Genomic DNA, 26,614 nt, shown 5'->3' with positions numbered 1-26,614 from the left:
AAGTAGCTTCAAGCCGCAAGCTGCAAGCTGCAAGAGAAGGTGGGCCAATACGCGGTCTGGTTTTCCTTGCAGCTTGTAGCTTGCGGCTTGCCGCTTTCTGGAGTAACCCCGTGATCAAACACAAGAAAGCCCAGTGGCCCTGGCACGCGCTGACTGCGCTGGTGCTGGTTGGCCTGGCGGTCAGTCTGTATCTGGCCACCTCGTTGATGTCCTATGAGTGGCGCTGGAACCGCGTCCCTCAGTATTTTGCCTACCAGGCCGAAGACGCCCAGCGTGCCGCCAGCAATGGCACCGTGCAGGACATCGTCATAACCGGTGACACCGCCCGCGTCTCGCTCAAGGGCGAAGACGGCGCCGAGCAGGTGCTCGATGTGGACAGCAACAGCCTGCAATTGAGCCGTGGCGATGACGTCGCCGAAGGCGACCAGGTCGGTGTGACCCGCCACTGGGCGGCTGGCCCGTTGGCGTGGGGCCTGTGGACCACGCTGTGGTTGTCGGTGGTGTCGGGCGCCCTGGGCCTGGTGATCGGCCTGTTCGCGGGCCTGTGCCGGTTATCGAACAACCCGACCCTGCGTGACTTGTCGACGGTGTACGTCGAACTGGTGCGGGGCACACCGCTGCTGGTACAGATCTTCATCTTCTACTTCTTCATCGGCACCGTGCTCAACCTGTCCCGCGAATTCGCCGGGGTTGCGGCGCTGGCGCTGTTCACCGGGGCCTATGTGGCCGAGATCGTCCGCGCCGGTGTGCAGTCGATCGCCCGCGGCCAGAACGAGGCGGCCCGCTCGCTGGGCTTGAACGCCAGCCAGTCGATGCGCCATGTGATCCTGCCCCAGGCCTTCAAACGCGTGCTGCCGCCGTTGGCCGGCCAGTTCATCAGCCTGGTCAAGGACACCTCGCTGGTCTCGGTGATCGCCATTACCGAACTGACCAAGAGCGGCCGCGAGGCCATCACCACCTCGTTCTCGACCTTCGAGATCTGGTTCTGCGTGGCAGGCCTGTACCTGCTGATCAACCTGCCGCTGTCGCACCTGGCCAGCCGGCTTGAGCGGAGGCTTGCGCAAAGTGATTGAAGTCCGTGACCTGGTAAAAGTCTTCGACACCCGCGGCCAAGTGGTTCGCGCGGTAGACAATGTCACCACGCGTGTAGCCAAGGCCGAAGTGGTGGTGGTGCTTGGCCCGTCGGGTTCGGGCAAGTCGACCTTCCTGCGCTGCCTCAACGGCCTGGAGCATTTCGACGAAGGCCATGTGGCCATCGACGGCCTGCAACTGGCCGACCCGAAGACCGACATCAACGCCTACCGCCGCGAAGTCGGCATGGTGTTCCAGCATTTCAACCTGTTCCCGCACATGACCGTGCTGGAGAACCTGTGCCTGGCGCAGAAGGTGGTGCGCAAGCGCGGCAAGGCCGAGCGTGAGGCCAAGGCCCGGGCCCTGCTGGAGAAGGTCGGTATCGCGCAGAAGGCCAATGAGTACCCGTCGCGGTTGTCCGGCGGCCAGCAGCAGCGCGTGGCGATTGCCCGTGCCTTGGCCATGGAGCCGAAGGTGATGCTGTTCGACGAACCGACCTCGGCGCTCGACCCGGAAATGGTCGGCGAAGTGCTGGATGTGATGAAGACCCTGGCTCAGGAAGGCATGACCATGGTCTGCGTTACCCACGAGATGGGCTTTGCCCGGGAAGTGGCTGACCGGGTGCTGTTCTTCGACCATGGCAAGTTGCTGGAAGATGCCTCGCCGGCGCAGTTCTTTGATACGCCGAAGGACCCGCGAGCGCAGGCGTTCTTGCGCCAGGTGCTGTAACCGCTTGGGGGCGCATTGCGCCCCCGGCAATCTCACAGGCTGAATCGCCCGACCATCCCCCGCAATTGCCGCCCCAGTTGCTCCAGCTCGCCACTCGAAGCCGCCGTCTGTTCACTGGCCGCACTGGTCTGGTCAGACACATCGCGCACATTCAGCACACTGCGGTTGATCTGCTCGGCCACCACGCTCTGCTCTTCGCTGGCCGTGGCAATCTGCTGGTTCATGCCCTGGATACTCGACACCGTATCGGTGATCTGCCCCAGCGCATGCCCTGCCTTGCGGCTCAGCTCGACACTCTGCTCGGTCAGGCGCTTGCTGTTGTCGAGCAGGTGCGTGACCTCGTCTGTGCCGCTGTGCAGGCTTTCGATCAGTTGTTCGATCTCCTCGGTCGACTGCTGGGTCCGTTGCGCCAGCCCGCGTACCTCATCGGCGACCACCGCAAAACCACGCCCGGCTTCACCGGCCCGGGCTGCTTCGATCGCTGCGTTCAAGGCCAGCAGGTTGGTTTGTTCGGACACCGACTTGATCACATCGAGGATGCTGCCGATGCGCTGGCTTTCGCCCGCCAGATGCTGCATGGCTGCCAGGCAATCGTCCATCTGCCCAGCCAGTTGCTCGATGCGGCTGATGGCTTCGGCCACCACCTGATCGCCCACCTGCGCCTGCTGGTCGGCATTGGTTGCGGCCAGCGATGCTTGTTCGGCGTTCTGCGCCACCTCTTGCACGGTCGCGCTCATCTGGTTCATGGCGGTGGCCACCTGGTCGGTTTCCTCGCGTTGCTGGTTGATGCGCAGCTTGGTGTCCTCACTGCTGGCGGCCAGTTGCGTGGCCGCCTGTGACAGGTGGCCGACGCCTTGGTCGATGCCGCCGATGAGCTCGCGCAGGCTCAAGGTCATGTCGCGCATGCTGGACTGCAACTGGCCCATCTCGTCACGGCGCAGCACCGGCTCGACCTGGCTCAGATCGCCCTTGCTGATACGCGCGGCCACGGCCAGTGTCTGGCGCAGCGGCTGGGTAATCTGCAGGGTGATCAGCCAGCCGGCGATGACCCCCACCACCAGCGCCAGCACGGCCACGCTGGTCAGCAACGAGCGGGCTGCCAGGGCCTCGCTGTCGCGTTGCTCGACCTTGCGCTCGCCCAACTCCACGCTGACGGCGCTTAACTCATCACCCATGTTTTCCATGTTGCCTTGCAACTGCTCGACCCGCACGGCGGCGCTACGGTACTGGTCCAGGCTGGTGCGGTACTTGGCCAACTCGACACCGGGCTGTTCCGTCAGCGTGCGCGGCAGGCCCAGGGGCGCAAGCCCCTTGAGCAACTGGCCAAGGCTGCTGTCGGCGGCGTCAAGTGCGCCATCGCCGACTTTGGCGAAACCCTCGACGGGCGAGAAGGTATAGGCGGGTACCAGGCTCTGCTGGTTGGCGCCGTCGACGTGACGGCTGAGGGTATCCATCAGGCCCAGCACGCCGCTTTGCTGGCTGTCGGCAGGCATCTTCAGCAAGGCCTGGGTCTGCAGTTCGTCGATGACGTCGTTGAGTTTCTGCTCCTGCGCCTGCATGGCCTCGCGCAGCGCGTGCCGCTGTGCGACCGTGCGCTGCAGTTCGGCGAAGTCGTCGCGCAGGCGCTGCAACAATTGCAGCTTCTGGGTGAGCATCTGGCGTGAATCATCGACATGGCTGCGTTGCTGCAGGGTGGTCAGCATGCCTTCGAGCTGGTCGAGGATGCGCATGATGCGCGACTTGCTGGCGTCGTCGCCGAGCACGCGATAGGTGATGCGCTCTGCGCGCAGGTCCTTGACCAGGTCGTTGATCAGGCCGATTTCACTGAGTTGTTCCGAGCGGGTGATAGCGCCATCCAGCGCGCGCCAGCCGCTGAGGGTGGTGGCCAGGGTAAGCAGCAAGACCACGGCGAAGCCGAGGGCAAGCTTGGCGCCGACACCGACGTTGCCGAGCCTGCGGTTGAGGTAGCCGAGCATGATGAGTCTCCGTCCGTTTGAGAGAGGGCATGCCGGCGCAATGCCGGCATGACACCCCTGCCCATCGGCCGCGGAGGCGTAGGACTTGACCTGATAATCCCGTAGGAAAATTCAGCAAAGACTGTATGAATTTCTGCAGGCCCGCCGCGACGCTTGTGTAGGAGCGGCCTTGCGTCGCGAACGGGGCGCGTAGCGGCCCTGGTTTTTCAGCTTCGCCGCAGAGAGTGCTGGGGGCGCTAAGCGCCCCGTTCGCGACGCAAGGCCGCTCCTACACCACGCCCGCAGGCCTGGCACGATCAGAGCCTGAACCGCCCTACCAGCCCTTGCAGGTGCGTGCCCAACCGCGCCAGTTCCACACTGGAGCTGGCCGTCTCTTCACTGGCCGCCGAGGTCTGATCGGAGATATCCCGCACATTCATCACGCTGCGGTTGATCTCCTCGGCCACCGCGCTCTGTTCTTCCGCCGCCGTGGCAATCTGCTGGTTCATCGCCTGGATCGACGACACGGTACGGGTGATGGTCTCCAGAGAGCCCCCGGCGCGGCGGGTCAGCTCGACACTGCTGTCGGTCAGCTGGCGGCTGTTGTCCATCACGCTGGCCACACGTTGCGTGCCGCTTTGCAAGCCGGCAATCAGTTCTTCGATTTCTTCGGTCGACTGCTGCGTACGCTGGGCCAGGCTGCGCACTTCGTCGGCGACTACGGCAAAGCCACGCCCGGCCTCGCCGGCCCGTGCTGCCTCGATCGCCGCGTTGAGGGCCAGCAGGTTGGTCTGCTGGGCCACCGATTTGATCACATCGAGCACGCTGCCGATCTTGTCGCTCTCGGCCTTGAGCTGGTTCATCGCTTCGCTGGAGTTGGCCACCTCAGAGGCCAGGCGCTCGATCTGGGCCACCGCCTCACCCACCACCCGATCACCCTCGCGGGCTTGTTGGTCGGCCATCAACGCGGCTTCCGAGGCCTGTTCGGCATTGCGTGCCACCTCGTGCACGGTGGCGGTCATCTGGTTCATGGCTGTCGCCACTTGGTCGGTTTCTACCTTCTGGTTGTTGACCCCGGCGCTGGTCTGCTCGGTCACCGCCGACAGTTCCTCGGCGGCGCTGGCGATCTGCGTGACACCGTCGCCGATGCCGCCGATCAACTCACGCAGGCCCTGGGTCATGCGCTGCATGCTGGCCTGCAACTGGCCCAGTTCGTCGCGGCGTTGTACCGGCAAGTCCTGGCTCAGGTCGCCACTGGCCACGCGCTCGGCAGCGTTCAGGGTCTGGCGCAGTGGGATGATGATCTGCCGGGTGATGGCCCAGGCCGCCAGCAGGCCCAGCGCCAGGGCCAGGCCGGTGGCGGCGGCGAGTAGGGTCTTGGCCTGGCTGGCACCGGCGTTGCGCACTGCCGTCTGTGAGGTGGTCATCGTCTGGCTGGTCTGCAGCAGCACCGAGCCTTGGTCGGCCATGTGTTGCAGCGCCTGCTCGCTGGCAGCCTGCGCATTGCCGAACTGGTTGACCGCGTCACGGTAGCCGGCCAGGGCGGTGGCGGCATCGTCGAGGCTGGCGGCATGTTCGGCGGGCACCTTGGCCGGCAGCGCCTTGAGTTCGGCTAGGGCCTGGTCGATGGCCTTCAGTGCGGTCTGCTGGTACTGCGCATCGCCGCTGTAGGTATAGCCACGGACCTGGAAGCGCGCTTGTTGCAGCAGTGCGCTGACGTCCACCGCATACTGGTACTGGCTGATATCGCCGCCCTGCAGCAGGCCCCGCTGGACGCGGCCGACCAGCTCGACGGCCTTGTCGGCGCTGTCGCCAAGCACGGCACGGCTGGCCTCGCGGCGCTGGCCGGCCTGTTTCAGGTCGTTGAACGCTTGTTGATAGATGCGCACGGCCTCGCGCTGCTGTTCGAGGCGCTGGCGGTCGGCGGGGAGTTCGATCTGGCCCAGCATCAGCTGCACCTGGCGATCAAGATTGGCCAGGGCCTTTTCCAGCTCGGCCACAGCGGCGTCATTGCGGTCGCGCTGGTAATGCTGGCGGGCGATGCGCAGTTCCTGGGTATATTGCTGGATCACCGAGATATTACCCAGCTTGTCGCCGCGGTCGATGACGCTGTCCAGGCCGTGCCAGCCGGTCAGGGTAATGGCCAGGGTCAGTAGCAGTACCAGGCCGAAGCCCAACCCCAGCTTGCGATTGACGCTTACATTTCCCAGCACGTGGGCTAACCATCGGTACATGTTCGACTCCCCGGTAACTTGGCAGCACGGTTAATTATTGTGTTGCCAAGGCATCGGCCCGGGAGAGAGAAACTTGATGGGTGAAAAGCCTGACGATTGCGTCAGAAAATACGCGATAACAGCGCGATTACGGCAGTCTCCACGCGCAGGATGCGCTCACCCAGTTGCACAGGCGCAAGGCCAGCCTTGCCCAGCAGCTCGACTTCATAGGGGATCCAGCCACCCTCAGGGCCGATGGCCAGGGTCACCGCTTGCTCGACGGCCCGCGGGCAGGCAGGGTAGGGGCCGGGGTGGCCCACCAGGCCCAAGGTGCCTTCGGCGATGGCCGGCAGGCGGTCTTCGACGAACGGCTTGAAGCGCTTCTCGATGATCACCTCGGGCAACACCGTGTCGCGGGCCTGCTCCAGGCCCAGGATGAGGTTTTCGCGAATGCTTTCGGGGTTAAGGAAAGGCGTTTGCCAGAAACTCTTCTCGACCTTGTAGCTGTTCACCAGGATCAGGCGCTCGACACCCAGGGTGGCGACGGTCTGGAACAGCCGGCGCAGCATTTTCGGCCGCGGCACCGCCAGCACCAGGGTCAGCGGCAGCTTGGCTGGCGGCGGCTGGTCGAAGCCCACTTGCAGTTCCGCTTCATGGCCTTCCAGGCGCACCACGGTGGCGCGGCCCATCAACCCGTTGACCTGCCCGACGCGCAGGCTATCGCCCACCGCCACCCGGTGAATCTCCTGCATGTGGGTGAAACGCCGGTCGGCCAGGACCACGCGGTCGGCCGCGATGAAATCGGCTTGTTCGAGTAACAGCAGGTTCACGGTTGCGTCGCAGGGGGTTGGTCGTTGTGATCGTTTGCGGCTTCATCGTGCTCGCTGCGCTTGCGGATCAGGCTGCCACACAGCACACCGACCTCGAACAACAGCCACATGGGCACTGCCAGCAAGGTCTGGGAGAAGATGTCCGGCGGGGTCAGGACCATGCCGACCACGAAGCAGCCGATGATCACGTAAGGGCGAACCTTCTTCAGGTACTTCACGTCGACCACGCCGATCCACACCAGCAACACCACGGCCACCGGGATCTCGAAGGCGACGCCAAAGGCGAAGAACAGGGTCATGACGAAGTCGAGGTAGCTGGCGATGTCGGTCATCATCGACACGCCTTCCGGTGTGGCGCTGGCGAAGAAGCCGAAAATCAGCGGGAACACCAGGAAATAGGCGAAGGCCATGCCGGCGTAGAACAGGAAGATGCTCGACACCAGCAGCGGAATGGCGATGCGTTTTTCATGGCGGTACAGCCCGGGTGCGATGAAGCCCCAGATTTGTTGAAGAATGAACGGGATCGCCAGGAACAACGACACGATCATGGTCAACTTGAACGGCGTGAGGAACGGCGAGGCCACGTCGGTGGCGATCATCGTCGCATTGGCCGGCAGGTGGTCGCGCAGCGGCGCCGAGACCAGGGTGTAGATCTGCTGGGCGAAGGAGAACAACCCGGCAAAGATCAGGAAGATGACGGCGACACAACGCAGCAGGCGAGTGCGCAGTTCGGTCAGGTGCGAGACCAGCGGCATGGGCTGGTCGTGTTCCGGATTTTCGCTCATGGGGCTCGCGGCGGTTGTGGCGGTTCAGAGGGTGCGGCCGGGGCGGCAGGCGTGGCGTCTGGCGTAGCTTCGAGCCCTGCGGGAGGTTGCACCGTGGCCGTGGTGACCGGTGGCTGCACCGGTGGCGTCTGCGGGTTGAGGATGCGCCGGGCTTCCTCTTCCATGTGCAGGATGTGCTCGTTGTGCAGCTGCCGACGGATATCGTCGGCGCCGATCTCGCGCTCGACTTCCATCTTGATGCTGTTGAAGCTGCGCTTGAGGCGCCCGATCCACAGCCCGGCCGTACGCGCGGCGCCGGGCAGGCGCTCGGGGCCGAGCACCAGCAGGGCGACGAGGCCGACGAGCAGCAGCTCACTGAAACTGATGCCGAACATGGGTCAGTCTTTCCGCTGTGGCTCTTGGACCGGCTGGGCCTGGCCCTCGATGGTGTGGCCCTGGGCCTGCTGGGCAGTGTTCTGCACTGGCGGAACGGGCTGTGCAGGCGGCGGCGTCTGCTCGGCCGGCTTGTTCTCTTCGTCGCTCATGGCCTTGCGAAAGCCCTTGATCGACTCGCCGAGGTCGCTGCCGAAGTTTTTCAGCTTCTTGGTGCCGAACACCAGCACTACCACCACCAGCAGTACAATCCAGTGTTTCCAGTCAAAGATACCCATGTTGCTCTCCTAGAATTCTATTCAGTCAGGCGGAAGGTTGACGCGCAGCCTTCTCGTCATGCCCGGAAAGCCCGAAACGGCGCTCCAGTTCATCGAGCACGGCCTGTGGATGCTGCCCCAACGCGCTGAGCATCACCATGCTATGAAACCACAGGTCGGCGGTTTCATAGATGACATCGCTGTAATCCTTGCTGATCGCAGCATCCTTGGCGGCAATGATCGTCTCGATGGACTCTTCGCCGAGCTTCTCGAGGATCTTGTTCAGGCCCTTGTGATGCAGGCTTGCCACGTAGGAGCTGTCGGGCGCCGCGTGCTTGCGTTGTTCAAGCACTTCGGCCAGGCGGTTGAGGGTGTCGCTCATGTCAGTGTCCTGCGCTATAGATGGCGTCCGGGTCCTTCAGGACCGGGTCGACGGTTTGCCATTGGCCGTCTTCGTAGACGCGGTAGAAGCAGCTTTCGCGGCCGGTATGGCAGGCGATATGGCCCAGTTGCTCGACCATCAGGATGATCACGTCGGCATCACAGTCCAGGCGCATTTCGTGCAATTTCTGTACATGGCCGGACTCCTCGCCCTTGCGCCACAGTTTGCCACGCGAGCGCGACCAGTAGATGGCGCGTTGCTCGGCGGCAGTCAGGGCCAGGGATTCGCGGTTCATCCAGGCCATCATCAGCACGCGTCCGGTCTTGTGGTCCTGGGCGATGGCCGGTACCAGGCCATCGCTGTTCCACTTGATCTCGTCCAGCCAGTCTTTCATCGTCGACTCCAAAACGGACCCGCTCCTGTGCCGGGCCCTTTGCGCTAGTGTGCCAGCCACAGGCGCGGCTGGCTATTGGCGCACGATCAGGTAAAGGCCAGCGGCCAGCATCAGCCATGCCGGCCAGGCGGCCGGGGCGGCCAGGCTGGCGGCCTCGGCGGCACCTGCGGCCAGTACCGCGCCACCGCCGAGCAGCCCGGCGCCGAGCAGGCGCAGTGCCCAGCGGTCGCCCTGGCGGCGCCGCTGGGGCAGTTGCGGGTCGTGCAGGTGCGGTTGCGACAGGCGTTCGAGCAGGTCGCGGGTCATGCCGGCCAGGTGCGGCAGTTGCTCGGCCTGGCTGTACAGGTTGCCGACCATGGCCTTTGGGCTGTAGCGCTCGCGCATCCAGCGTTCCAGAAACGGTTTGGCGGTGCTCCACAGGTCCAGGTCGGGGTACAACTGGCGGCCCAGGCCCTCGATGTTGAGCAGGGTCTTCTGCAGCAACACCAGTTGCGGCTGGACCTCCATGTTGAAGCGCCGGGCGGTCTGGAACAGGCGCATCAGCACCTGGCCGAAGGAAATGTCTTTCAACGGTTTTTCGAAGATCGGCTCGCACACGGTACGGATCGCGGCTTCGAACTCATTGACCTTGGTGTGCGCCGGCACCCAGCCCGAATCGATGTGCAGTTGCGCGACGCGGCGGTAATCACGCTTGAAGAAGGCGATCAGGTTGCGCGCCAGGTAGTCCTGGTCCTCTGCGGTGAGGCTGCCGACGATGCCGCAGTCGATGGCGATGTACTGCGGGCTCCACGGCTTTACCGTGCTGACGAAAATGTTGCCGGGGTGCATGTCGGCATGGAAGAAGCTGTCACGGAACACCTGGGTGAAGAACACCTCCACACCGCGCTCGGCCAGCAGCTTCATGTCGGTACGCTGGTCGGCCAGGGTTGCCATGTCGGTGACCGGCACGCCGTAGATGCGCTCCATCACCAGCACCTTGGGCCGGCACAGGTCCCAGTAGACCTGGGGCACGTACATCAGCTCGGAGCCCTCGAAGTTGCGCCGCAACTGGCTGGCGTTGGCCGCCTCGCGGAGCAGGTCGAGTTCGTCGTAGATGGTCTTTTCGTAATCGTTGACCACTTCGACCGGGTGCAGGCGGCGAGCGTCGGCAGACACCCGCTCGGCGCCCTTGGCGATCAGGAACAGCCAGGCCAGGTCCTGGGCAATGATCGGTTTGAGGCCCGGGCGTACCACCTTGACCACGACTTCTTCGCCGCTCTTCAGGCGCGCGGCGTGTACCTGGGCCACCGAGGCCGAGGCCAGCGGCTCGACGTCGAAACGGCTGAACACCTCGCCGACCTTGGCGCCGAGCTGCTCCTCGATCAATGCCACGGCCTTTTTCGGGTCGAACGGCGGCACGCGGTCTTGCAGCAGCATCAGTTCGTCGGCGATGTCGGTGGGCAGCAGGTCGCGGCGGGTGGACAGCAGCTGGCCGAACTTGATGAAGATCGGCCCCAGGTCCTGCAGCGCCAGGCGCAGGCGCGCGCCACGGCTGAGCGCGGAGGGCGTGCGCGGCAGCCAGCGCCAGGGCATCAGCAGGCGCAGGCTCATCAGCCACCAGGGCAGGGGCAGGTCGAACAGCAGGTCATCGAGGCGGTAGCGGATCACCACACGCTGGATGCGAAAGAGACGGCGGACGGCGAGCAGCTTCATGCGTTATCGCTGGTATCAAGGGATCGGGAGAGGCGCAGCAGGCGCGCCTCTAAGCGTTCTGTATCGACCTTCAAGGCATCGAGCTCGCTGAAGGCGGCTTCGGCTTCGCGTTTGCCGACCAGGGTGCGGGACTCTTCGGCCAGGTACTCGGAGAGGTTCTGGCTGAAGCGCGTCAGGCCTTGGCGGGTCCAGCGCGCACGCAGGCGGATGTGGCCTGCCAGCAGCGCGGTGGCGACCGGGCCGAGCCAACGCTGCAGTTCGTGCTCCCAGTCCAGCTCCAGGTCCTGCAACACGCCGAACAGGTCGAGCAGTACGGCGCTGTCGCCATGCAGTTCGACCTGCGGGCTGTGCAACACGGCGGTCTTGTCCCTGGCCAAGGCCAGTTGCGCCAGGCTGCCAGCGGGGGCGCGCAGGCTGCAGTCGACCTCGCCTTCCCAGTGCGCGGCCAGCATCAGGCCGTCTTCATCGGGCAGGATGAACACCTGCAGGGCTGGCTGACGGCAATCGATCTCGATGACCTTGCCTTCGAGCGCAGCCAGCCGCGGCAATGCCGTGCTGTCCATGCGCAGGACGCGGTTCAGGCCATGTTCGACGCTGGCGAGCAGCCCGGCCAGCAGCATCAGGGCTTGATTCCCCGGTGTACGGCGACGATGCCGCTGGTCATGTTGTGGTAGGTGACGCGGTCGAAGCCGGCGTCGACCATCATGGCCTTGAGGGTTTCCTGGTCGGGGTGCATGCGGATCGATTCGGCCAGGTAGCGGTAGCTTTCCGAGTCGTTGGTGATCAGCTTGCCGGCCAGTGGCATGAAGGCGAACGAGTACGCGTCATAGGCCTTGGACATCAGCTTGCTGGTCGGCTTGGAGAATTCGAGGATCAACAGGCGCCCGCCCGGCTTGAGCACGCGCAGCATCGAGCGGATGGCTTCGTCCTTGTGGGTGACGTTGCGCAGGCCGAAGGCGATGGTCACGCAGTCGAAGTGGTTGTCCGGGAACGGCAGCTTCTCGGCGTCGGCCTGGACGAACTCGATGTTGCCCGCCACGCCACGGTCGAGCAGGCGGTCACGGCCAACCTTGAGCATCGACTCGTTGATGTCGGCCAGCACTACCTGCCCGGTCGGGCCGACCAGCCGCGAGAACTTGGCGGCCAGGTCACCGGTACCGCCGGCAATGTCCAGCACGCGGTTGCCGCTGCGCACGCCCGACAGCTCGATGGTGAAGCGCTTCCACAGGCGGTGCATGCCGCCGGAAAGCACGTCGTTCATCAGGTCGTACTTGGCCGCCACCGAGTGGAACACCTCGGCGACTTTCTTGGCTTTCTGGCTCTCGGGGACGTCCTGGTAGCCAAAATGGGTGGTGGGTTCGGCGTGTTCGCCTTTGCGCTGGTCGTTCATATCGCTTCACCGGAAAAAATTACCGCCATTCTAGGGCGAACGGGCGGATTTGTCTTGGCGGGGTGTGCCGGGGGGCAGGGGCGGGCATAATGCCGATTATGTCTTCATATCCAGGAACACCCGCATGACCCAGATCAGCGTCGAACGCAAACACTCCCTTGGCCGCGAGGCCGCTCGCGCCAAGGCCGAAGCGCTGGTGGACAAGCTGAGCCGCGAATATGACCTCAAGGCCACCTGGAACGGCGACCGCGTCGACGTGGCACGCAGTGGCGCCAACGGCAGCGTGCACATCGGTGACGACAGCATCCGCGTCGAGCTGAAACTGGGCATGATGCTGTCGATGATGAGCGGCACCATCAAGGGCGAGATCGAGCGGGCGCTGGACAAGGCGCTGGCCTGACCCGAGCGGTTTTCAGACGGACGGGAACGGGATCACCCCATCGATCTGCTCAAGGCGCAAATCGCCCCGGTAGATGTTTATCCGCTCTGCCGAGTCGTGTGAGCGCTGCAGGCGTTCGTCTCGGTTCATCGCCCGTGGCTCCCAGAACTTCAAGTGGCCTTTGGCGAACTCACGCGGCGCGGCTTGGGCACTGGTGTAGTGAAAGTGCGCTTCCCAGAGTTTCTGCCTGGGTTGTATGCGATGGATGGCATACACATCCAGGTAGTCATTTTGCTTGAGCCGTTTGCGCGTCTTGGCCAGTGCGATCTCGATATGGCCCTCCTGGTACAGGTAGCGCAGAGCCGTGCTGTCCGGGTGTTGGGTGTTGAAGTAGGCATCGGTTAGCAAGCGGCGCTTTTCTGCCTGCAACTGCGCGACGGCTTCGTTCAGCTGCACCGCCAGGGCCTGGCCGTCGGCTGGCCCGGCCGTCAGTTGACGGGAGATGTCGGCCATGTCCTGAATCTGCCAGTCCATCAGGTCTGCCAGGCTATTGGGTTCCTTCGAGTAGCGGGCGATCAGGGCAAGCTTGTCGGCTTTCTGCGCGAGCAGGCTGGTGCCGACCTGGCGCAAGTAGGCATTGCTGCGAGGGGTGGCGATGCTGGGGAGTTGTTCCCACTGATCGCTGCGCTGCTGGTACTCAATGGTCTGCTGGGTCAATGGGTCGTTCTGCGTCGCCACGCCGTTGTCCTGAGCCTGTTCGGCCAGGATCGTTCTGCCTTGCGTGGTGCGGATCAGCTTGCGTTTGCCTGGCCGCCCTCGGTAAGTCACCTGGCGGGCTTGCGCCGGCTCACCGCTTTCACCGGCGCGCAGCGCGTTGTTCAGGTCATGCTCGGCCGATGACTTCAAGGCCGTCAACTGGCTGATGTATTGCTCCACGCGTGCAGCGTTCAGTGCTGGCTCGTTCAATGACAACAAGTAGTTGGCTTTACCCAGCGATGTCTCGTATTCACGCAATGCAGTGCCGAGGATTTCTGCCTGTTCCTCGGCGGGCAAGTTTGCCGCGGCCAGGCCATCATGGCTTAGCAATGCCGCTTGGAAGCCAGGGTTGCGCAGCGCTGCCTGCATGCGCAGCAGCTCGTTGAAGTTTTCACGGGTGAGTTGATCTCTGTCGACACTCAGCTGGGCCAGGTCGGCGAGTAACTGAGCGCGCATGATGACGGTTGAAAAGTGGCGTTGGCCGATGACCTCCTCAAGCTTTGCCTGCTTGCCTTCGAACTGCAGGCTGGTGTCGGCCAGGGCTTGGGCGAGGTTCTGGTCGAGGCGTTCACTGACCGCCAGCAAGCGCTTGTGGGTGGCGTGGGCAGCTTCCACGTTATCGCGGTAGGCAAGGTACAGCAGCCCCTGTTCTTCACCAAAGGGTAGCCTGGCCAATTGCTCGGACTGTTGCTTGAGGACGTCATAGTCGGTCAGGTCGAGCAAACGGTGATAAAGATGCACGTCCGTTTCGAGCAGTTGCTCCGACCACTGGCCGCGGGCGTAAGCCGATCTGCTGTTTGGGTCGAACCTGGCGAATCGGGGCTCGCTCATTTGGCCAAACAGCTCGATTTGCGAGGTTAACAAGTTGACCTGTTTTTCGTACGTCAGTGACAGTATCTGCAGGTGTGGCTGGGCCTCGTTGCGCATGGTCTGAAGCGTGCGCAACTGCGTCTGCAGTGCTTCGGGTAGCTCGTTGCGGGCCACGCCCGGGTACTGTTTCACCGTCTGCCTGAATGCCGCTGCGGCATTGTCGTAGGCTTGGGTCAGCGTCAGGTAGCGTTCAATGAAGCGCTCGTTCTTCACCAGTTCGTCGTCGTTGCGTTTGCGGTTTTCCTGCAAGGCAACCATTGCCCGTCGATTTTCATCGAGCATCGTCTTGCGCGACCTGGGCATGCCGCCCGCCAGCCGCAAATCGATCGCCCATTCGCCGTTCCAGCGGGTCAGCCACGGCCCTCTGCTGCGCTCGCGGCCGACGATGAGGTAGCCATCCCATTCGCCCCCCTGCGCCGCCCAGTCGCCTTTGCTGGTGTCGGGCCCGATGATGCGAACCCCCGACCAGCTCTCTTCGACTTCGTAGGTGGCGGCTCCCAGCTTCACGTAATAGCGCCCGTCGATGTTGTAGAGCCCGCGCAGGCGTCCTTGCGGCTGTGCAGCCAGCCCATGCAGGTCAACGTTGGCGCGCAGTTCGAGCAGGGCGCTGCGTGCTGCGTCGGGCAAATTGCCCAGGCGTTGGTTGTCGCTCCAGGCGCTCACCCTGAACGTCGTGGGCATAGCGTGTTCTGTGGGGGGGAGCCAGTCTCTGGCCTGAGGCTGTTCCTGTGGCGTCGCGCTGCCCGCTTGCCGAGGCAAAGGCCCACCCAGGTGCACCCCGGTTTGCCCGGGCGGGCTCGTTTCAGGGCGCGCCGTGGCAGGCGTATGCACCAATAGCATGGCGATACTGAACAACAGGTCGGAGCAGGCCAGGGCCTTTTCCTCAAGGCTGCCCTGGGACAGTACTGCCAGGTCGGCTTTCACGCTGATAAACGCCGAGACCAGCCAGGCTACTGTCGCCGCAGGCCCGCGCAGCAGCACGGTGACCGTGTTGAACGCGAGCCAGCCCAGTTGGATGACCATCGCCCAGCGCTGTTGGGCATTGGAGACACTCTGCCGTGAGGCCAGCAGCAACATCGCCTCGGCATGTGCCTCGAGCAGTTGGCTGTCCAAGTCGTCTGCCCACGCCTTGAAGGCCAGACTGGCCGGCGCACGCAACTGCTCCAGGGTATGGTCGCTCATCATTGTGCCGGGCCCCAGCAGATCTGCCAGTTCGGACAGGTGAGGGTGCAAGTGGGGGAGGGTGAAACCATCGTTTTCGTAGATCGGGCGGTCAGCATCATCCAGCCAGGCCAGAATATTTCGTTGCAACTCACCGGCGGCACGGATGCTGGCCATGAGCTGCGCCTGGCTGGCGTACTCGTGCAAGCTTCGGCTTGCGCCAAGAGGGCAGTAGAGTATCCAGGACCGGGTCTGTACAACCTCGATCAGAAACATGCCACGTACCCGGTTCGCCTTGGTGGCGCCCGCTGCACAGTTGAAGGCCAGAGGGGCCACTTTTATCGCGGTCGCGGCAGCTGTCGAGTCATCGCAGAATTCAGCCAGTGCCTGGCATGCACGCTCACTCAGATGCCCCTCGATCTTGGCTTGCAGCGCGTCAAACAGCAGGGTGCTGCGCCATTGCCTGGCGAAGCCCTGGATGCGCTTGACTCGATCAGTCGGGTCTTGCAGCCGGGCATGGAGGTACAGGGGGTACTGACCCCCGACGTCGAGCGTGTGTACCAGCCCGTTGATGTAGTCGAGGGTCAGCCAACCCTCGGCGGCCTGGGTGCTGTCCATGGTTACGGCCGAGGCCACTTCATGCTGGCTCGGCTGCAAGCGCGCGATAGCCAGTTCGGTAAGGGTGATGGTTTCAAGGGGTTCCAGGCGGGCCGGCCCGTTGGACGATGCCTCGACGACCTGCGAGATCGTGATGAGCAGGTGGTCGGGGTCCACGCTTGTTTTGTCTGGGTGGTCCGCGTGCATCTGTTCTCGCAGGCGCCGGGCGGTGTAGTGCTGAAGGTCCTCGAGATCAGCAAGCGCCGGCGTGCCCTTTGCCAACGCTTGACGCGAGGACAATGCCAGCATTGCCATGTGGTAGCGGAAACGGTCGGTGGCACTGGCCTGGGCAAGCCAGCCCGGCAGGGGGATGGCGGGCGCCTGCTGGTCGGTGCTGCCGGCGTCGGTGAACGCAGAGGAGGGGTCGCTGAGTTGGCTGTAAAGGCTTTCCAGCTCACGCGCCTGGGCGATCGGGTAAAGCTGCACGCGCTCGATGTTCTGCAGGGCAGCGTTGAGCAACTGGCTGGCCTGGTAGCGGAAGGCGCAGCCGTTAACCGGTTCGCAGGCCCAAGAGAGTGTGTCGAAATCATAGCGGTCGGCCAGCGCGTCGCGCAGCGCGCAGGCGAACTCGGCGAGGTCGTCGAAGCGACGTACAGTGCCTGATGGCTGGCACCAGAGCACCAGGCGACGCTCATCGCGCTCCGCGATCACCAGCAGGTCCGCCGATACCAGCCGATGCTCGACACTTTGCTGCTGAAGCGATACCTGCAGGCCCTGCACGGCAGGGGTGGCGTTGTCTTCGGCGACCAACCCGTACAACAGGTTCTTCTCGTCCTCGTTCAGGCCCATGCGCTCGATCGCATTGAGCAACGCGGCCTTGAGCACCTGCTCCAGCCAGCGCAAGCGGGACACATCCGAGTCGCCATCGCGCCCACACCAGAAGCTGGCCTGCGCGTGTTGGAACGTTTCGATGAGGGTTGCCAGCACCTCGTCGAATACCTGGTTCACCTCAGCCATGCGCAGTTCAATGACGGGGGCTTGCGGCTGTGGGCGAAAAACCTCGGGCGGCGACAGGCTGAGCTGGTCGGTGGCGGCCAGGGCCATGGGGCTGCTGCTCAGGAAGTGCTCGAGCAACGTCTCGACCAGATCACGCTGCCAGACTGAGCCATCGCCTGCTGGCGCGGGGAGGATGGTCATGCCTTCGAGAGACTGGAGCTGCGGGTGGTTGCTGCGAATCCAGGGGTAACGGTCTGCCAGCGCTTCGAAGGCGGCCCTGGCCATGACGCTACGCAAGCTGGGGCGTTCGGCAAAGCAGGCAGCAACCAGGTGCCTGAAGGAGAGATGACCAAGGGGGGCGGCGGGGGGCATGTCAGGAGCGCTCCAGTCGGATGGGAGCTGCATGCTTGTCCGCTTTCCAGGGGCCGTGGTGGTAGATACGTAAGCGCCGAGCTTAGGGTGAAGATTCTAATTTGGCCCACTACCTTATGCTCAAGCCCAACCTCCATGGGCGGTTCCTCTCCACTCATGAGCATGAGGTACAGAGCATGGCCAAAGTGAATGTGAAGAAAAAGGACGACGCCCTGGGCACCCTGGGCGAGGTGCGCGGCTACGCGCGCAAGATCTGGCTGGCAGGTATCGGCGCTTACGCCCGCGTCGGCCAGGAAGGTTCCGAGTACTTCAGCGAGCTGGTCAAGGCCGGCGAAGGCGTTGAAAAACGTGGCAAGAAACGCATCGACAAAGAGCTCGATGCCGCCAATACCCAGATCGACGAAGCGACCCAGGAAGTCAGCCGCGTACGCGGCAAGGTCGAAGTTCAACTGGACAAGATCGAAAAAGCTTTCGACGCACGGGTTGGTCGCGCCTTGAATCGCCTCGGCATTCCGTCTAAACATGACGTTGAGGCGTTGTCCATCAAGCTTGAACAGCTGCACGAGCTGCTTGAGCGCGTCGCGCACAAACCATAAGGAGAGCAGGATGGCTGGCAAGAAGAATTCCGATAAAGAAAGCAGCTCCTGGGTCGGCGGGATCGAGAAGTACTCCCGCAAGATCTGGCTGGCCGGGCTGGGTATCTATTCGAAGATCGACCAGGACGGCCCGAAGCTGTTCGACACGTTGGTGAAAGACGGCGAGAAGGCCGAGAAGCAGGCCAGGAAGACCGCTGAAGATGTCGCCGAAACCGCCAAGTCTTCGACCACCTCGCGGGTGTCTGGCGTGAAGGACCGTGCGCTGGGCAAGTGGAGCGAGCTCGAAGAAGCCTTCGACAAGCGCCTGAACAGCGCCATCTCGCGCCTGGGCGTACCTAGCCGCAACGAGATCAAGGCCCTGCACCAGCAGGTAGACAGCCTGACCAAGCAGATCGAGAAGCTGACCGGTGCTTCGGTCACGCCGGTTTCCAAGGCTGCTGCGAGCAAAGCTGCTGCGAGCAAGACTGCGGCCAAGCCGTTGGCCAAGGCGCCTGCCAAACCGGCTGCTAAAACTGCTGCTGCCAAGCCTGCGGCCAAGGTTGCTGCGGCCAAACCCGCGGCCAAACCCGCAGCCAAGGTTGCCGCTGCCAAGCCGGCGGCAAAACCGGCTGCCAAGTCTGTTGCAGCCAAGCCTGCTGCAGCGAAGAAACCTGCGGTGAAGAAGGCCCCGGCCAAACCGGCTGCGGCCAAACCGGCAACACCGGCCACCAGCGCCGCACCCGCTGCCACCGCAGCGCCAGCGCCAAGCGCGGCACCGGCCAGCAATACACCGTCGGCACCGGTGAGCGCAGTTACCGAAGCCTGATACTGCGTGGCTTCTTCGCGGGCTTGCCCCGTGAAGAAGCCACTGCCGATTGAACAGCTTTACCCCTCCAGGTACCTCACCGCCAACTGCTCCGCCGCCGCCCGTGCCGGGGGCTGCAGGTGCGGTGCCACCAGCATCATCACCTGATACACGACAATCCCCACATCCCCCTCGCGCCCCAGCACGCGCTGGTAATCCAGCGAGAACATCAGCGTCAGGGTGATCTGCTCCACCAGTTGCCCCAGTGCCTGGGTCTCGCTTACCACCTGCCCCTGGCCCTTGAGGCTGGCGAGCAACGCGGCAAGGGTGCGCTTGAGCGCGTTGATCAGGCTGCGCATGCCACGGGCCAGCTTGGGCAGGCGCCCGGTCAGGTTCGACAAGTCCTGGAACAGGAAACGGTACTGGGCCATGCGTTCGACGATCAGGTGCAGAAACAGCCAGTAGTCCTCGGCATCCAGGCGCACCTCCAGGGGCGGGTCGAGCAGCGGCATCAGCGCCTCTTCGAAGCGCTCGAACAGGCCCAGCACCACAGGCTCCTTGCCATGGAAGTGGTAGTACAGGTTGCCAGGGCTGATGCCCAGCTCGTTGGCGATCTCCAGGGTCGAGACGTTCGGTTCGCCCTGCTGGTTGAACAGCTGCAGGGCGCATTCAAGGATACGGTCGCGGGTTTTCATCCAGGCGGTGTGCTCATCGGGTCAGGACATAGGTGCCTGGCGCAGGGCCCAGCGGCGGATAGGTTGCATTACCAAGCTCGGTGCGTGGCGCCTTCAGTGGGCCGGAACGGGGTGTGACCCACTCCAGCCACAAGGGCCACCAACTGCCCTCGCTACGTTGGGCGTCGTGGAACCACGCGCGCGGGTCGCTCGACAGCTTGGGGTTGGCCAGGTAATAGGCCTTGGGGTTGCCGGGTGGGTTGATGATGCTCTGGATATGCCCGCTGTTGGCCAGTACAAAGCGCCGTTCGCCGCCCAGCAACAGGGCCGAGCGATACACGGCGTCCCAGGGGGTGATGTGGTCGTTGCTGCCGGCCACGGTGAAGCTGTCGAGGTCGACCTGTTTGAGGTCGATGGGCGTGCCGCAGACTTCCAGGCCCGCCGGGTGGGTCAGTGGGTTGAGCTTGAAGAAGTCGAGCAGGTCGCCATGCAGTGCGGCGGGCAGGCGCGTGCTGTCGGCGTTCCAGTAGAGAATGTCGAAGGCTGGCGGGGTCTTGCCGAGCAGGTAGTTGTTGACCCAGTAGTTCCAGATCAGGTCGTTGGGCCGCATCCAGGCGAAGATGCGCGCCACCTCGGCGCCGTCCAGCACGCCGCGCTGGTAGGAGCGGCGCTTGGCCGCCTCGAGGGTCTGCTCGTCGGCGAACAGGCTGGCAGGGCTTTCGAACTTGCTGTCGAGCAGGCTGACCAGGTACGTGGCGCTGCGTACCCGGCGCAGCTGGTGCTTGGCTTGCAGGTGGCCTTGCAGCGCCGCCATGGTCAGGCCGCCGGCGCAGGCGCCCATCAGGTTGGGGTCGCGGTTGCCGCTGATGCTGCGGCAGGCATTGAGCGCTTCTTCCAGGGCCTGAACGTAGCTGGACAGGCCCCACTCGCGGTGCCGTGGATCGGGGTTGCGCCAGCTGACCATGAACACCTGCAGGCCATTCTTGAGCATGTACTGGACGAAACTGTTGGTCGCGCTCAGGTCGAAGATGTAGAACTTGTTGATTTGCGGCGGCACCACCAGCAGGGGGCGGGTGTGCTGCTTTTCACTCATCGGCTGGTACTGGATCAGCTCCAGCAACTCGTTGCGAAACACCACGGCGCCTGGGGTTGCCGCCACATTGCCGCCCACCTCGAAGGCGCGCTCGTCGACCTGGCGAGGCAGGCCGTCGTTGTGGCGCAGATCGTCGAGTAGGTGCGCGGCGCCACGCAGCAGGCTCTGGCCGCCGGTATTGAGCAGCTCCTTCACCGCCAGCGGGTTGAGCAGCGAGTTGCTGGGCGCCAGGGCGTCGTTGATCAGGGTGAACAGGAACTGCGCACGGGCCCGGTCATCGGCGTCCAGGTGGCTTTCCTCGATCCACAGGCGGGTCTGCTTCTGCCAGGCCAGGTAGGCTTGCAGGCCACGCCGGTACAGCGGGTTCTGGCTCCATGTCGGGTCGCTGAAGCGCGTGTCGCGCGGGTTTGGCTGGTAGGGCGTGTCGCCGAGCATCACCCGGCCGAGTTGGCCGCTCAGGGCCAGCAGGTGGCGGGCGGTGTGCAGCGGGTTACGCAGCCCGTGGCGGCCGACGCTGCGCAGGGTGGATATCAAATCGCGGCCGCGCAGGCCGAGCATGGCGTTCTGCACGTTCATGCTGGTGGCGGGAAGCGTTGGCGTTCCTTTGGCCGGTTTGTCTTTCATGGCAACACTCCCTGGTCTTGACCCTTGCGCCTGATGCCCATCGCAGGCAAACCCGCGCCTACACGCCCGAAGCCGGGCGAGGGTGCATGACTGCGCGCTGACGCTCTTGCTGAAGGAACTTCATGATGATCGGGGCGACGGCCTCGGCCCGGGTGATCAGAAACAGATGGCCGTCGTCGATAATGTGTAGCTGGGCATTGGGAATCCGCCAGGCCAGCAGGCGCATGTTGATCAGCGGGATCAACGGGTCGTCATCGCCTGCCAGCACCAGCGTGGGCTGTTGGATCTTGTGCAGCCAGTGAATGCTGGTCCAGCCTAGCCCTGCGAACAGTTGCCAGTAGTAGCCCAGCTTGCCGCCGGAACGCACCTTGGATGCGTGGTGCATGGCCAGGTCCGGGTCGCGGCGAAAGCCGCCGCCGTAGATCAGCGGGGCGATGCGGATCACATGGGAGGGCTGGATGTAGCGCCGGGGGCTGGCCATCATCCACAGCACCTTGGGCTTGCCCGGCACCATTACCGCGCCCGCAGCCGTGGCTGCCAGCACCAGCTTCTTGCAGCGCTCGGGGTAGTCGTGGGCGAATTGCTGGGCCAGCGCGCCGCCCCAGGACACGCCAATCACATTGACCTGGCCATAATCGAGGTAGTCGAGCATGCGTGCCGTCAGCTTGGCCAACCCCGGAAAGCGGTAGGGCTGGCGCGGCGTGGACGAGCCGCCCACGCCCGGTACGTCGAAGGCGATGACTTCCAGGTCCGGGTCCAGTGCTTCGATGAACGGGAACACCAGCTCCAGGTTGGCGCCGATGCCGTTGAAGATCAGCAGCGGCGTCAAATGCGGCTTGCCAGGGCGCACGGCAGTGCGGATGGACTGCTGGTCCAGTTCGACGGTCCTGAAGATATAGGGTTGCGGCATGCGCGTGGCTCTGTGGTGAAGTAAACACCGTGGTCACCCGCAGGTGGCCACGGCGCTGCAACTCAACGTTCGTGAACGTAGGTGCCCGGTGATGCCTCGCCTGCGGCATAGGCGCGGTTGCCGAGGCGGGTCGGCGCTTTTTTCAGCTCGCCGGCACGCTCGCCCAGCCAGCTCTGCCAGTGCAGCCACCACGAGTCGGCATGCTTGGTGGCGTTCTCCTGCCAGGCCGCCGCGTCGCCCGGGCGATCGGCGCCGGTCATGAAGCGTGCCTTGGGGTTGCCCGGCGGGTTGAGGATGCTCTGGATATGGCCGCTGTTGGACAACACGAACTCGATCTTGCCGCCAAACAGGTGCGCCGAGCGGTAGCAGGATGGCCACGGGGTGATGTGGTCGTTGGTGCCAGCAAGGCTGTAGATGTCGCACGTGACCTGCTTCAGGTCGATCGGGGTGCCGCACACTTCCAGTGCACCGGGGCGGGTCAGCGGGTTACTTTTGAACATCTCGATCAGGTCGCCATGGAAGGCGGCCGGCAGGCGCGTGGTGTCGTTGTTCCAGAACAGGATGTCGAACACCGGTGGCTCGTTGCCCAGCAGGTAGTTGTTGACCCAGTAGTTCCAAATCAGGTCATTGGGGCGCATCCAGGCGAACACCTTGGCCATCTCGCTGCCTTCCAGCACGCCGGCCTGGTAGGAGTGGCGCTTGGCGGCTTCGAGGGTCTGCTCGTCGACAAACAGCGCGACTTGGGTGTCCATTGTGGTGTCCAGCACGCTCACCAGCAGGGTCAGGGCATTGACCTTCTTCTCGCCAAGGGCGGCGTAATGGCCCACCAGCGCGGTGCAGGTGATGCCGCCGGAGCAGGCGCCGAGCATGTTCAGGTCTTTGCTGCCGGTAATCGCCAGCACCGCGTCGACCGCTTCCTTGAGCGCATCGATGTAGGTCGAAAGGCCCCATTCACGCTGGGCCTTGGTCGGGTTGCGCCAGCTGATGATGAAGGTCTGCTGCTGGGCGCGCAGGCAGAAGCGCGCCAGGCTCTTTTCCGGGCTCAGGTCGAATACATAGAACTTGTTGATCTGTGGCGGCACCACCAGCAGCGGCCGCGCATGCACCTGTTCGGTGATGGGGCTGTACTGGATCAGCTCGAGCACGTCGTTGCGGTACACCACGGCGCCGTCGCTGGTGCCCAGGTTCTTGCCCACCTCGAAGGCGTCCATGTTGACCTGACTGGGCATGCCACCGTTGTTGACCATGTCCTTGGCCATGTTGGACAGGCCATCGAGCAGGCTCTTGCCACCGGTTTCGAAGAAGCGTTTGACCGCCGCCGGGTTGGACAAGGTGTTGGTCGGCGCCATGGCTTCGGTCATCAGGTTGATGACGAACTGGCCACGGCTGATGTCCTGGGGCGACAGGTCGCTGCTGCCGATCCATTCGTGCAGTTCTTTGCGCCAGGCCAGGTAGGTTTGCAGGTAGCGGCGGTAAAGGGGGTTGTTGCTCCAGGCGGGGTCGTTGAAGCGACGGTCGTCGCTTTCGGGCGTCAGGCTGGACTTGCCCAGCAGCACGTTCTTCAGCTCCAGGCCGAAGTGCGCCACGTGCTTGGCGCTGTGCAGCGGTTGGCGCACGGCCTGGCGCAGCACGGTGCGTGCCGAACTCAGCAGGTCCTTGCGGCGGATGCCGATGACCGGGTTCAGCCCCAGGGTGTTCTCCGAGGCCTGCCGCTGCAACTCATCGTTGTTCTTGTTACTCATCTACGACGCTCCGTTGTCCAGAGACGAGTACCGGTTGCCTGTGGCGGGGTGCACAGTCCAGAGCCCGGTACTGCTACTCGGGTGACCAGTGATAAGGAACAGCGGTGCTGCGGGCCGGTTGCATGGGGTGATGAGCTGCGGGGAGTTCTGCGTGTGAAGACAGCCTGCTTTCGCTCGCGACCTCTACATACCGGCCTGGTCCTGGTTGCCTTGAAGACAATGCAGGGACCTTGCCAGCTCCATTGGTTACCCGACTTTCATGTAATGCGCAAGACAGCTCGTCACTGAGCTGTCTGTAGGGCATTCAAGCAGATGAGATTAGAAAATGCGCTCTAAACCGCAGGCGGCTTGAGCTAGAGCATGAGTTTCACAACGGATTCGGCCGGATCGCGGGACTTTCCGGCCTGATGCAACGCGTCGAGGTACTCGGCCCACAGTTGCGCCTGGCGCAGGCACAGCTGTTCCAGGTACTCCCAGGTGAACAGGCCGCTGTCATGGCCGTCGTCGAAGGTCAGTTTCAGTGCATATTGGCCGGCGGGTTCGAGGCCGGCGAGGCCGACGTTGATCTTGCCGACTTGCAGGATGGGGTTGCCGTGGCCTTGGACCTCGGCGGAAGGCGAGTGCACGCGCAGGAATTCGGCGGGCAGGTGGTAGACCTCGTCTGGGCCGTAGGTCAGGCTCAAGGTCTTGGAGGCTTTGTGCAGGTTGATGGCGGTGGGCAGGCGGGCCATGGGTTGAATCTCTTCTGAGCGATAAGCTACAAGCTTCAAGCTACAAGAAGTGATATTCAAGCCATCGCGGAAAAATCATGTCTCGCGGTGCTGCAAGCGACACTGAACAGCTTGTCGCTTGCAGCTCAAGGCTTGCCGCTTACAGGATGTAGCGCGACAGGTCTTCGTTCTGCGCCAGCTCACCCAGGTGGCTGTTCACATACCCGGCATCGATCTGGATCGGCGCTTCGTCGTGCGTGCTGGCCAGGTCACCGGCACTGAACGACACCTCTTCGAGCAGGCGCTCGAGCAGGGTGTGCAGGCGGCGGGCACCGATGTTCTCGGTCTTCTCGTTGACCTGGTAGGCAATTTCGGCCAGGCGCTTGATACCGTCGGTGAGGAACTCGATGTTCAGCCCTTCGGTCTTGAGCAACGCCTGGTACTGCTCGGTCAGCGAAGCGTGCGGTTCTTGCAGGATGCGCTCGAAGTCTTCCGGGGTCAGAGCCTTGAGTTCGACACGGATCGGCAAACGGCCCTGCAGCTCAGGCACCAGGTCGCTCGGTTTGCTCAGGTGGAACGCACCCGAGGCGATGAACAGGATATGGTCGGTCTTGACCATGCCCAGCTTGGTGTTGACGGTGCAGCCTTCGATCAGCGGCAGCAGGTCGCGCTGAACGCCCTCGCGGGACACATCGGCGCCGCCGACGTTGCCGCGCTTGGCCACTTTGTCGATTTCGTCGATGAACACGATACCGTGCTGTTCAACCGCTTCCAGGGCCTTGGCCTTGAGCTCTTCTTCGTTGACCAGGCGGCCCGCTTCTTCCTCGCGGACCATCTTCAGCGCTTCCTTGACCTTGAGCTTGCGCGCCTTGCGCTTGCCCTTGCCCATGTTGGCGAACAGGTTCTGCAACTGGTTGGTCATCTCTTCCATGCCAGGCGGCGCGGCAATCTCGACGCCCACGGCATCCGCCACTTCGATCTCGATTTCCTTGTCGTCCAGCTGGCCTTCGCGCAGGCGCTTGCGGAACAGTTGGCGAGTGTTTGAATCGCTGCTGGTCTGCGCGGCTTCCTCGCTGAAATTGGTGACCCGCGCCTGCGGCAGCAGCGCGTCGAGGATGCGGTCTTCGGCGGCATCTTCGGCGCGGTGGCGCACGCGGATGATCTCCTGCTCGCGGAGCATCTTCAGCGCGGCATCGGCCAGGTCGCGGATGATCGATTCGACGTCACGGCCCACATAGCCGACTTCGGTGAACTTGGTCGCTTCGACCTTGATGAACGGCGCGTTGGCCAGCTTGGCCAGGCGGCGGGCGATTTCGGTCTTGCCGACACCGGTCGGGCCGATCATCAGGATGTTCTTCGGCGTCACCTCGGCACGCAGCTCGGCCGGCAGCTGCATGCGCCGCCAGCGGTTGCGCAGGGCGATGGCCACGGCGCGCTTGGCGTCGTCCTGGCCGATGATGTGGCGGTTCAGTTCGTGAACGATTTCGCGGGGGGTCATGGACATGATGAAAATGGTCCTCGAGCAGAGCAATCAGTGTGGAAAAGTCCCGCCGCGGGCGGGACGCCAAAACAACTGATCAGTCGGCCAGGTCCTGCTCCTCGATGGTCAGGTTATGGTTGGTGAACACGCAGATGTCACCAGCGATGTTCAGGGCAGTCTCGGCGATTTCGCGGGCCGAGAGGTCGGTCTTGTTCAGCAGGGCACGGGCTGCTGCCTGGGCGTAGGCGCCACCGGAACCCATGGCGATCAGGCCGTCTTCGGGTTCGACCACATCGCCGTTGCCGGTGATGATCAGCGAGGCGTCCTTGTTGGCCACGGCCAGCATGGCCTCCAGACGGCTCAGGGAGCGGTCGGTACGCCATTCCTTGGCCAGCTCGACGGCGGCACGGACCAGGTGGCCCTGGTGTTTTTCCAGTTGCCCTTCAAAACGCTCGAACAGGGTGAACGCATCGGCGGTGGCGCCGGCGAACCCGGCAATGACCTGGCCGTGGTACAGGCGACGGACCTTTTTGGCGTTGCCTTTCATCACGGTGTTGCCGAGGGAAACCTGGCCGTCGCCGCCCATGACGACTTTGCCGTTACGGCGGACAGAAACGATGGTGGTCAAGGGGAGAGTCTCCACGCAGCGGGGCGAAAGTGCCTGATGCAGACTCATATGGGGGTGGGGGGAAGGATTTCAACCATTAGCGACCAGCTGCAAGCTGCAAGCTGCAAGAAAAAGCGCGTCGGCGCCATGCCTGCTTTTTCTTGTGGCTTGCAGCTTGAGGCTTACAGCTGGT

The 26,614-nt window shown here is 63.7% G+C and carries 24 protein-coding genes and 2 pseudogenes; 5 read left to right on the top strand and 21 right to left on the bottom strand.

Annotated features, from left to right (window positions below):
• Positions 1–110 precede the first annotated feature (110 nt).
• Both CKW22_RS05875 and CKW22_RS05870 read left to right on the top strand, forming a co-directional pair.
• Positions 111–1,073 (top strand): amino acid ABC transporter permease, encoded by a 963-nt coding sequence (locus CKW22_RS05875; protein ID WP_033701942.1) that lies wholly within the window; start codon positions 111–113, stop codon positions 1,071–1,073.
• Positions 1,066–1,800, top strand: coding sequence for an amino acid ABC transporter ATP-binding protein (locus tag CKW22_RS05870; protein WP_033702582.1), 735 nt, complete (start codon positions 1,066–1,068; stop codon positions 1,798–1,800). Before CKW22_RS05875 ends, CKW22_RS05870 begins: the two co-directional genes overlap by 8 nt.
• Before the next feature lie 32 nt (positions 1,801–1,832).
• Here CKW22_RS05870 and CKW22_RS28100 read toward each other — a convergent pair whose 3' ends face one another.
• The 13 genes and pseudogenes from CKW22_RS28100 to ubiE all read right to left on the bottom strand — a co-directional run bounded on the left by CKW22_RS28100 (position 1,833) and on the right by ubiE (position 12,070).
• On the bottom strand, positions 1,833–2,546 hold the full coding sequence (locus tag CKW22_RS28100) for a methyl-accepting chemotaxis protein (RefSeq protein ID WP_371856396.1): 714 nt from the start codon (positions 2,544–2,546) through the stop codon (positions 1,833–1,835).
• Positions 2,547–2,687: 141 nt separating this feature from the next.
• A pseudogene (locus CKW22_RS28095) lies at positions 2,688–3,776 on the bottom strand (methyl-accepting chemotaxis protein); the annotation flags it as partial.
• 296 nt (positions 3,777–4,072) lie between these two features.
• Entirely contained in the window at positions 4,073–4,786 is a 714-nt protein-coding gene (locus tag CKW22_RS28090) for a methyl-accepting chemotaxis protein (protein ID WP_371856395.1), read from the bottom strand.
• A gap of 141 nt (positions 4,787–4,927) precedes the next feature.
• Positions 4,928–5,989: pseudogene (locus tag CKW22_RS28085) on the bottom strand (methyl-accepting chemotaxis protein); the annotation flags it as partial.
• Between the two features lie 101 nt (positions 5,990–6,090).
• Entirely contained in the window at positions 6,091–6,798 is a 708-nt protein-coding gene (locus tag CKW22_RS05855; protein ID WP_033701939.1) for a 16S rRNA (uracil(1498)-N(3))-methyltransferase, read from the bottom strand.
• Complete coding sequence (tatC, locus tag CKW22_RS05850) at positions 6,795–7,583, bottom strand: twin-arginine translocase subunit TatC (protein ID WP_033701938.1); 789 nt, start codon at positions 7,581–7,583, stop codon at positions 6,795–6,797. The genes CKW22_RS05855 and tatC overlap by 4 nt, the downstream gene beginning before the upstream one ends.
• Positions 7,580–7,957, bottom strand: coding sequence for a Sec-independent protein translocase protein TatB (gene tatB / locus CKW22_RS05845; RefSeq protein ID WP_047583920.1), 378 nt, complete (start codon positions 7,955–7,957; stop codon positions 7,580–7,582). The genes tatC and tatB overlap by 4 nt, the downstream gene beginning before the upstream one ends.
• A 3-nt stretch (positions 7,958–7,960) precedes the next feature.
• A complete protein-coding gene (locus CKW22_RS05840) occupies positions 7,961–8,233 on the bottom strand; it encodes a twin-arginine translocase TatA/TatE family subunit (protein ID WP_033701936.1) in 273 nt (90 codons plus the stop codon).
• A 25-nt stretch (positions 8,234–8,258) separates the two neighbouring features.
• Positions 8,259–8,594 carry a phosphoribosyl-ATP diphosphatase gene (locus CKW22_RS05835; RefSeq protein WP_033701935.1) on the bottom strand — a complete coding sequence of 112 codons (336 nt, stop codon included), beginning with the start codon at positions 8,592–8,594 and terminating at the stop codon, positions 8,259–8,261.
• A 1-nt stretch (position 8,595) separates the two neighbouring features.
• Complete coding sequence (hisI, locus tag CKW22_RS05830) at positions 8,596–8,988, bottom strand: phosphoribosyl-AMP cyclohydrolase (protein ID WP_033701934.1); 393 nt, start codon at positions 8,986–8,988, stop codon at positions 8,596–8,598.
• Between the two features lie 72 nt (positions 8,989–9,060).
• Positions 9,061–10,680, bottom strand: a complete 1,620-nt coding sequence (gene ubiB, locus CKW22_RS05825) for a ubiquinone biosynthesis regulatory protein kinase UbiB (protein WP_033701933.1) — start codon at positions 10,678–10,680, stop codon at positions 9,061–9,063.
• Positions 10,677–11,300, bottom strand: a complete 624-nt coding sequence (locus tag CKW22_RS05820) for an SCP2 domain-containing protein (RefSeq protein WP_033701932.1) — start codon at positions 11,298–11,300, stop codon at positions 10,677–10,679. The genes ubiB and CKW22_RS05820 overlap by 4 nt, the downstream gene beginning before the upstream one ends.
• A complete protein-coding gene (ubiE, locus tag CKW22_RS05815; protein WP_033701931.1) occupies positions 11,300–12,070 on the bottom strand; it encodes a bifunctional demethylmenaquinone methyltransferase/2-methoxy-6-polyprenyl-1,4-benzoquinol methylase UbiE in 771 nt (256 codons plus the stop codon). The genes CKW22_RS05820 and ubiE overlap by 1 nt, the downstream gene beginning before the upstream one ends.
• A gap of 124 nt (positions 12,071–12,194) precedes the next feature.
• Here ubiE and CKW22_RS05810 point away from each other — a divergent pair, with 124 nt between their 5' ends.
• Positions 12,195–12,470: a polyhydroxyalkanoic acid system family protein gene (locus CKW22_RS05810; RefSeq protein ID WP_033701930.1), complete on the top strand. Its 276-nt coding sequence runs from the start codon at positions 12,195–12,197 to the stop codon at positions 12,468–12,470.
• 12 nt (positions 12,471–12,482) lie between these two features.
• Here the strand turns inward: CKW22_RS05810 and CKW22_RS05805 are convergent, their stop codons facing one another.
• Positions 12,483–17,201, bottom strand: coding sequence for a dermonecrotic toxin domain-containing protein (locus tag CKW22_RS05805; protein WP_256577286.1), 4,719 nt, complete (start codon positions 17,199–17,201; stop codon positions 12,483–12,485).
• Positions 17,202–17,377: 176 nt separating this feature from the next.
• Here CKW22_RS05805 and CKW22_RS05800 point away from each other — a divergent pair, with 176 nt between their 5' ends.
• Positions 17,378–17,797 (top strand): phasin family protein, encoded by a 420-nt coding sequence (locus CKW22_RS05800; RefSeq protein ID WP_033701928.1) that lies wholly within the window; start codon positions 17,378–17,380, stop codon positions 17,795–17,797.
• Positions 17,798–17,807: 10 nt separating this feature from the next.
• Complete coding sequence (locus tag CKW22_RS05795; RefSeq protein WP_033701927.1) at positions 17,808–18,602, top strand: phasin family protein; 795 nt, start codon at positions 17,808–17,810, stop codon at positions 18,600–18,602.
• Positions 18,603–18,661: 59 nt separating this feature from the next.
• Here CKW22_RS05795 and CKW22_RS05790 read toward each other — a convergent pair whose 3' ends face one another.
• The 7 genes from CKW22_RS05790 to hslV all read right to left on the bottom strand — a co-directional run bounded on the left by CKW22_RS05790 (position 18,662) and on the right by hslV (position 26,442).
• Entirely contained in the window at positions 18,662–19,276 is a 615-nt protein-coding gene (locus CKW22_RS05790; RefSeq protein ID WP_033701926.1) for a TetR/AcrR family transcriptional regulator, read from the bottom strand.
• A gap of 13 nt (positions 19,277–19,289) precedes the next feature.
• Positions 19,290–20,972, bottom strand: coding sequence for a class II poly(R)-hydroxyalkanoic acid synthase (gene phaC / locus CKW22_RS05785; protein ID WP_033701924.1), 1,683 nt, complete (start codon positions 20,970–20,972; stop codon positions 19,290–19,292).
• 58 nt (positions 20,973–21,030) lie between these two features.
• Positions 21,031–21,882, bottom strand: coding sequence for a poly(3-hydroxyalkanoate) depolymerase (gene phaZ / locus CKW22_RS05780; protein ID WP_033701923.1), 852 nt, complete (start codon positions 21,880–21,882; stop codon positions 21,031–21,033).
• A 62-nt stretch (positions 21,883–21,944) separates the two neighbouring features.
• A complete protein-coding gene (gene phaC / locus CKW22_RS05775) occupies positions 21,945–23,624 on the bottom strand; it encodes a class II poly(R)-hydroxyalkanoic acid synthase (protein ID WP_033701922.1) in 1,680 nt (559 codons plus the stop codon).
• Positions 23,625–23,977: 353 nt separating this feature from the next.
• On the bottom strand, positions 23,978–24,355 hold the full coding sequence (locus tag CKW22_RS05770; RefSeq protein ID WP_033701921.1) for a gamma-butyrobetaine hydroxylase-like domain-containing protein: 378 nt from the start codon (positions 24,353–24,355) through the stop codon (positions 23,978–23,980).
• 139 nt (positions 24,356–24,494) lie between these two features.
• Complete coding sequence (gene hslU / locus CKW22_RS05765) at positions 24,495–25,838, bottom strand: ATP-dependent protease ATPase subunit HslU (RefSeq protein ID WP_033701920.1); 1,344 nt, start codon at positions 25,836–25,838, stop codon at positions 24,495–24,497.
• A gap of 73 nt (positions 25,839–25,911) precedes the next feature.
• Entirely contained in the window at positions 25,912–26,442 is a 531-nt protein-coding gene (hslV, locus tag CKW22_RS05760) for an ATP-dependent protease subunit HslV (protein WP_003249309.1), read from the bottom strand.
• Between the last annotated feature and the right edge of the window lie 172 nt (positions 26,443–26,614).

Source organism: Pseudomonas sp. Irchel s3f19 (genome assembly GCF_900187555.1).
Taxonomy (GTDB): domain Bacteria; phylum Pseudomonadota; class Gammaproteobacteria; order Pseudomonadales; family Pseudomonadaceae; genus Aquipseudomonas; species Aquipseudomonas capeferrum.
This window is presented reverse-complemented; position numbering and strand designations above follow the sequence as displayed.

Coding starts and splice junctions, on each gene's coding strand:
- phaZ (WP_033701923.1), bottom strand. CDS start 21,882: ATGCCGCAACCCTATATCTTCAGGACCGTCGAACTGGACCAGCAGTCC.
- CKW22_RS05790 (WP_033701926.1), bottom strand. CDS start 19,276: ATGAAAACCCGCGACCGTATCCTTGAATGCGCCCTGCAGCTGTTCAAC.
- CKW22_RS05795 (WP_033701927.1), top strand. CDS start 17,808: ATGGCTGGCAAGAAGAATTCCGATAAAGAAAGCAGCTCCTGGGTCGGC.
- CKW22_RS28100 (WP_371856396.1), bottom strand. CDS start 2,546: ATGAACCAGATGAGCGCGACCGTGCAAGAGGTGGCGCAGAACGCCGAA.
- CKW22_RS05820 (WP_033701932.1), bottom strand. CDS start 11,300: ATGCTGCTGGCCGGGCTGCTCGCCAGCGTCGAACATGGCCTGAACCGC.
- phaC (WP_033701922.1), bottom strand. CDS start 23,624: ATGAGTAACAAGAACAACGATGAGTTGCAGCGGCAGGCCTCGGAGAAC.
- CKW22_RS05810 (WP_033701930.1), top strand. CDS start 12,195: ATGACCCAGATCAGCGTCGAACGCAAACACTCCCTTGGCCGCGAGGCC.
- hslU (WP_033701920.1), bottom strand. CDS start 25,838: ATGTCCATGACCCCCCGCGAAATCGTTCACGAACTGAACCGCCACATC.
- tatC (WP_033701938.1), bottom strand. CDS start 7,583: ATGAGCGAAAATCCGGAACACGACCAGCCCATGCCGCTGGTCTCGCAC.
- CKW22_RS28090 (WP_371856395.1), bottom strand. CDS start 4,786: ATGAACCAGATGACCGCCACCGTGCACGAGGTGGCACGCAATGCCGAA.
- ubiE (WP_033701931.1), bottom strand. CDS start 12,070: ATGAACGACCAGCGCAAAGGCGAACACGCCGAACCCACCACCCATTTT.
- phaC (WP_033701924.1), bottom strand. CDS start 20,972: ATGAAAGACAAACCGGCCAAAGGAACGCCAACGCTTCCCGCCACCAGC.
- CKW22_RS05800 (WP_033701928.1), top strand. CDS start 17,378: ATGGCCAAAGTGAATGTGAAGAAAAAGGACGACGCCCTGGGCACCCTG.
- hisI (WP_033701934.1), bottom strand. CDS start 8,988: ATGAAAGACTGGCTGGACGAGATCAAGTGGAACAGCGATGGCCTGGTA.
- ubiB (WP_033701933.1), bottom strand. CDS start 10,680: ATGAAGCTGCTCGCCGTCCGCCGTCTCTTTCGCATCCAGCGTGTGGTG.
- tatB (WP_047583920.1), bottom strand. CDS start 7,957: ATGTTCGGCATCAGTTTCAGTGAGCTGCTGCTCGTCGGCCTCGTCGCC.
- CKW22_RS05835 (WP_033701935.1), bottom strand. CDS start 8,594: ATGAGCGACACCCTCAACCGCCTGGCCGAAGTGCTTGAACAACGCAAG.
- CKW22_RS05770 (WP_033701921.1), bottom strand. CDS start 24,355: ATGGCCCGCCTGCCCACCGCCATCAACCTGCACAAAGCCTCCAAGACC.
- CKW22_RS05840 (WP_033701936.1), bottom strand. CDS start 8,233: ATGGGTATCTTTGACTGGAAACACTGGATTGTACTGCTGGTGGTGGTA.
- CKW22_RS05805 (WP_256577286.1), bottom strand. CDS start 17,201: ATGCCCCCCGCCGCCCCCCTTGGTCATCTCTCCTTCAGGCACCTGGTT.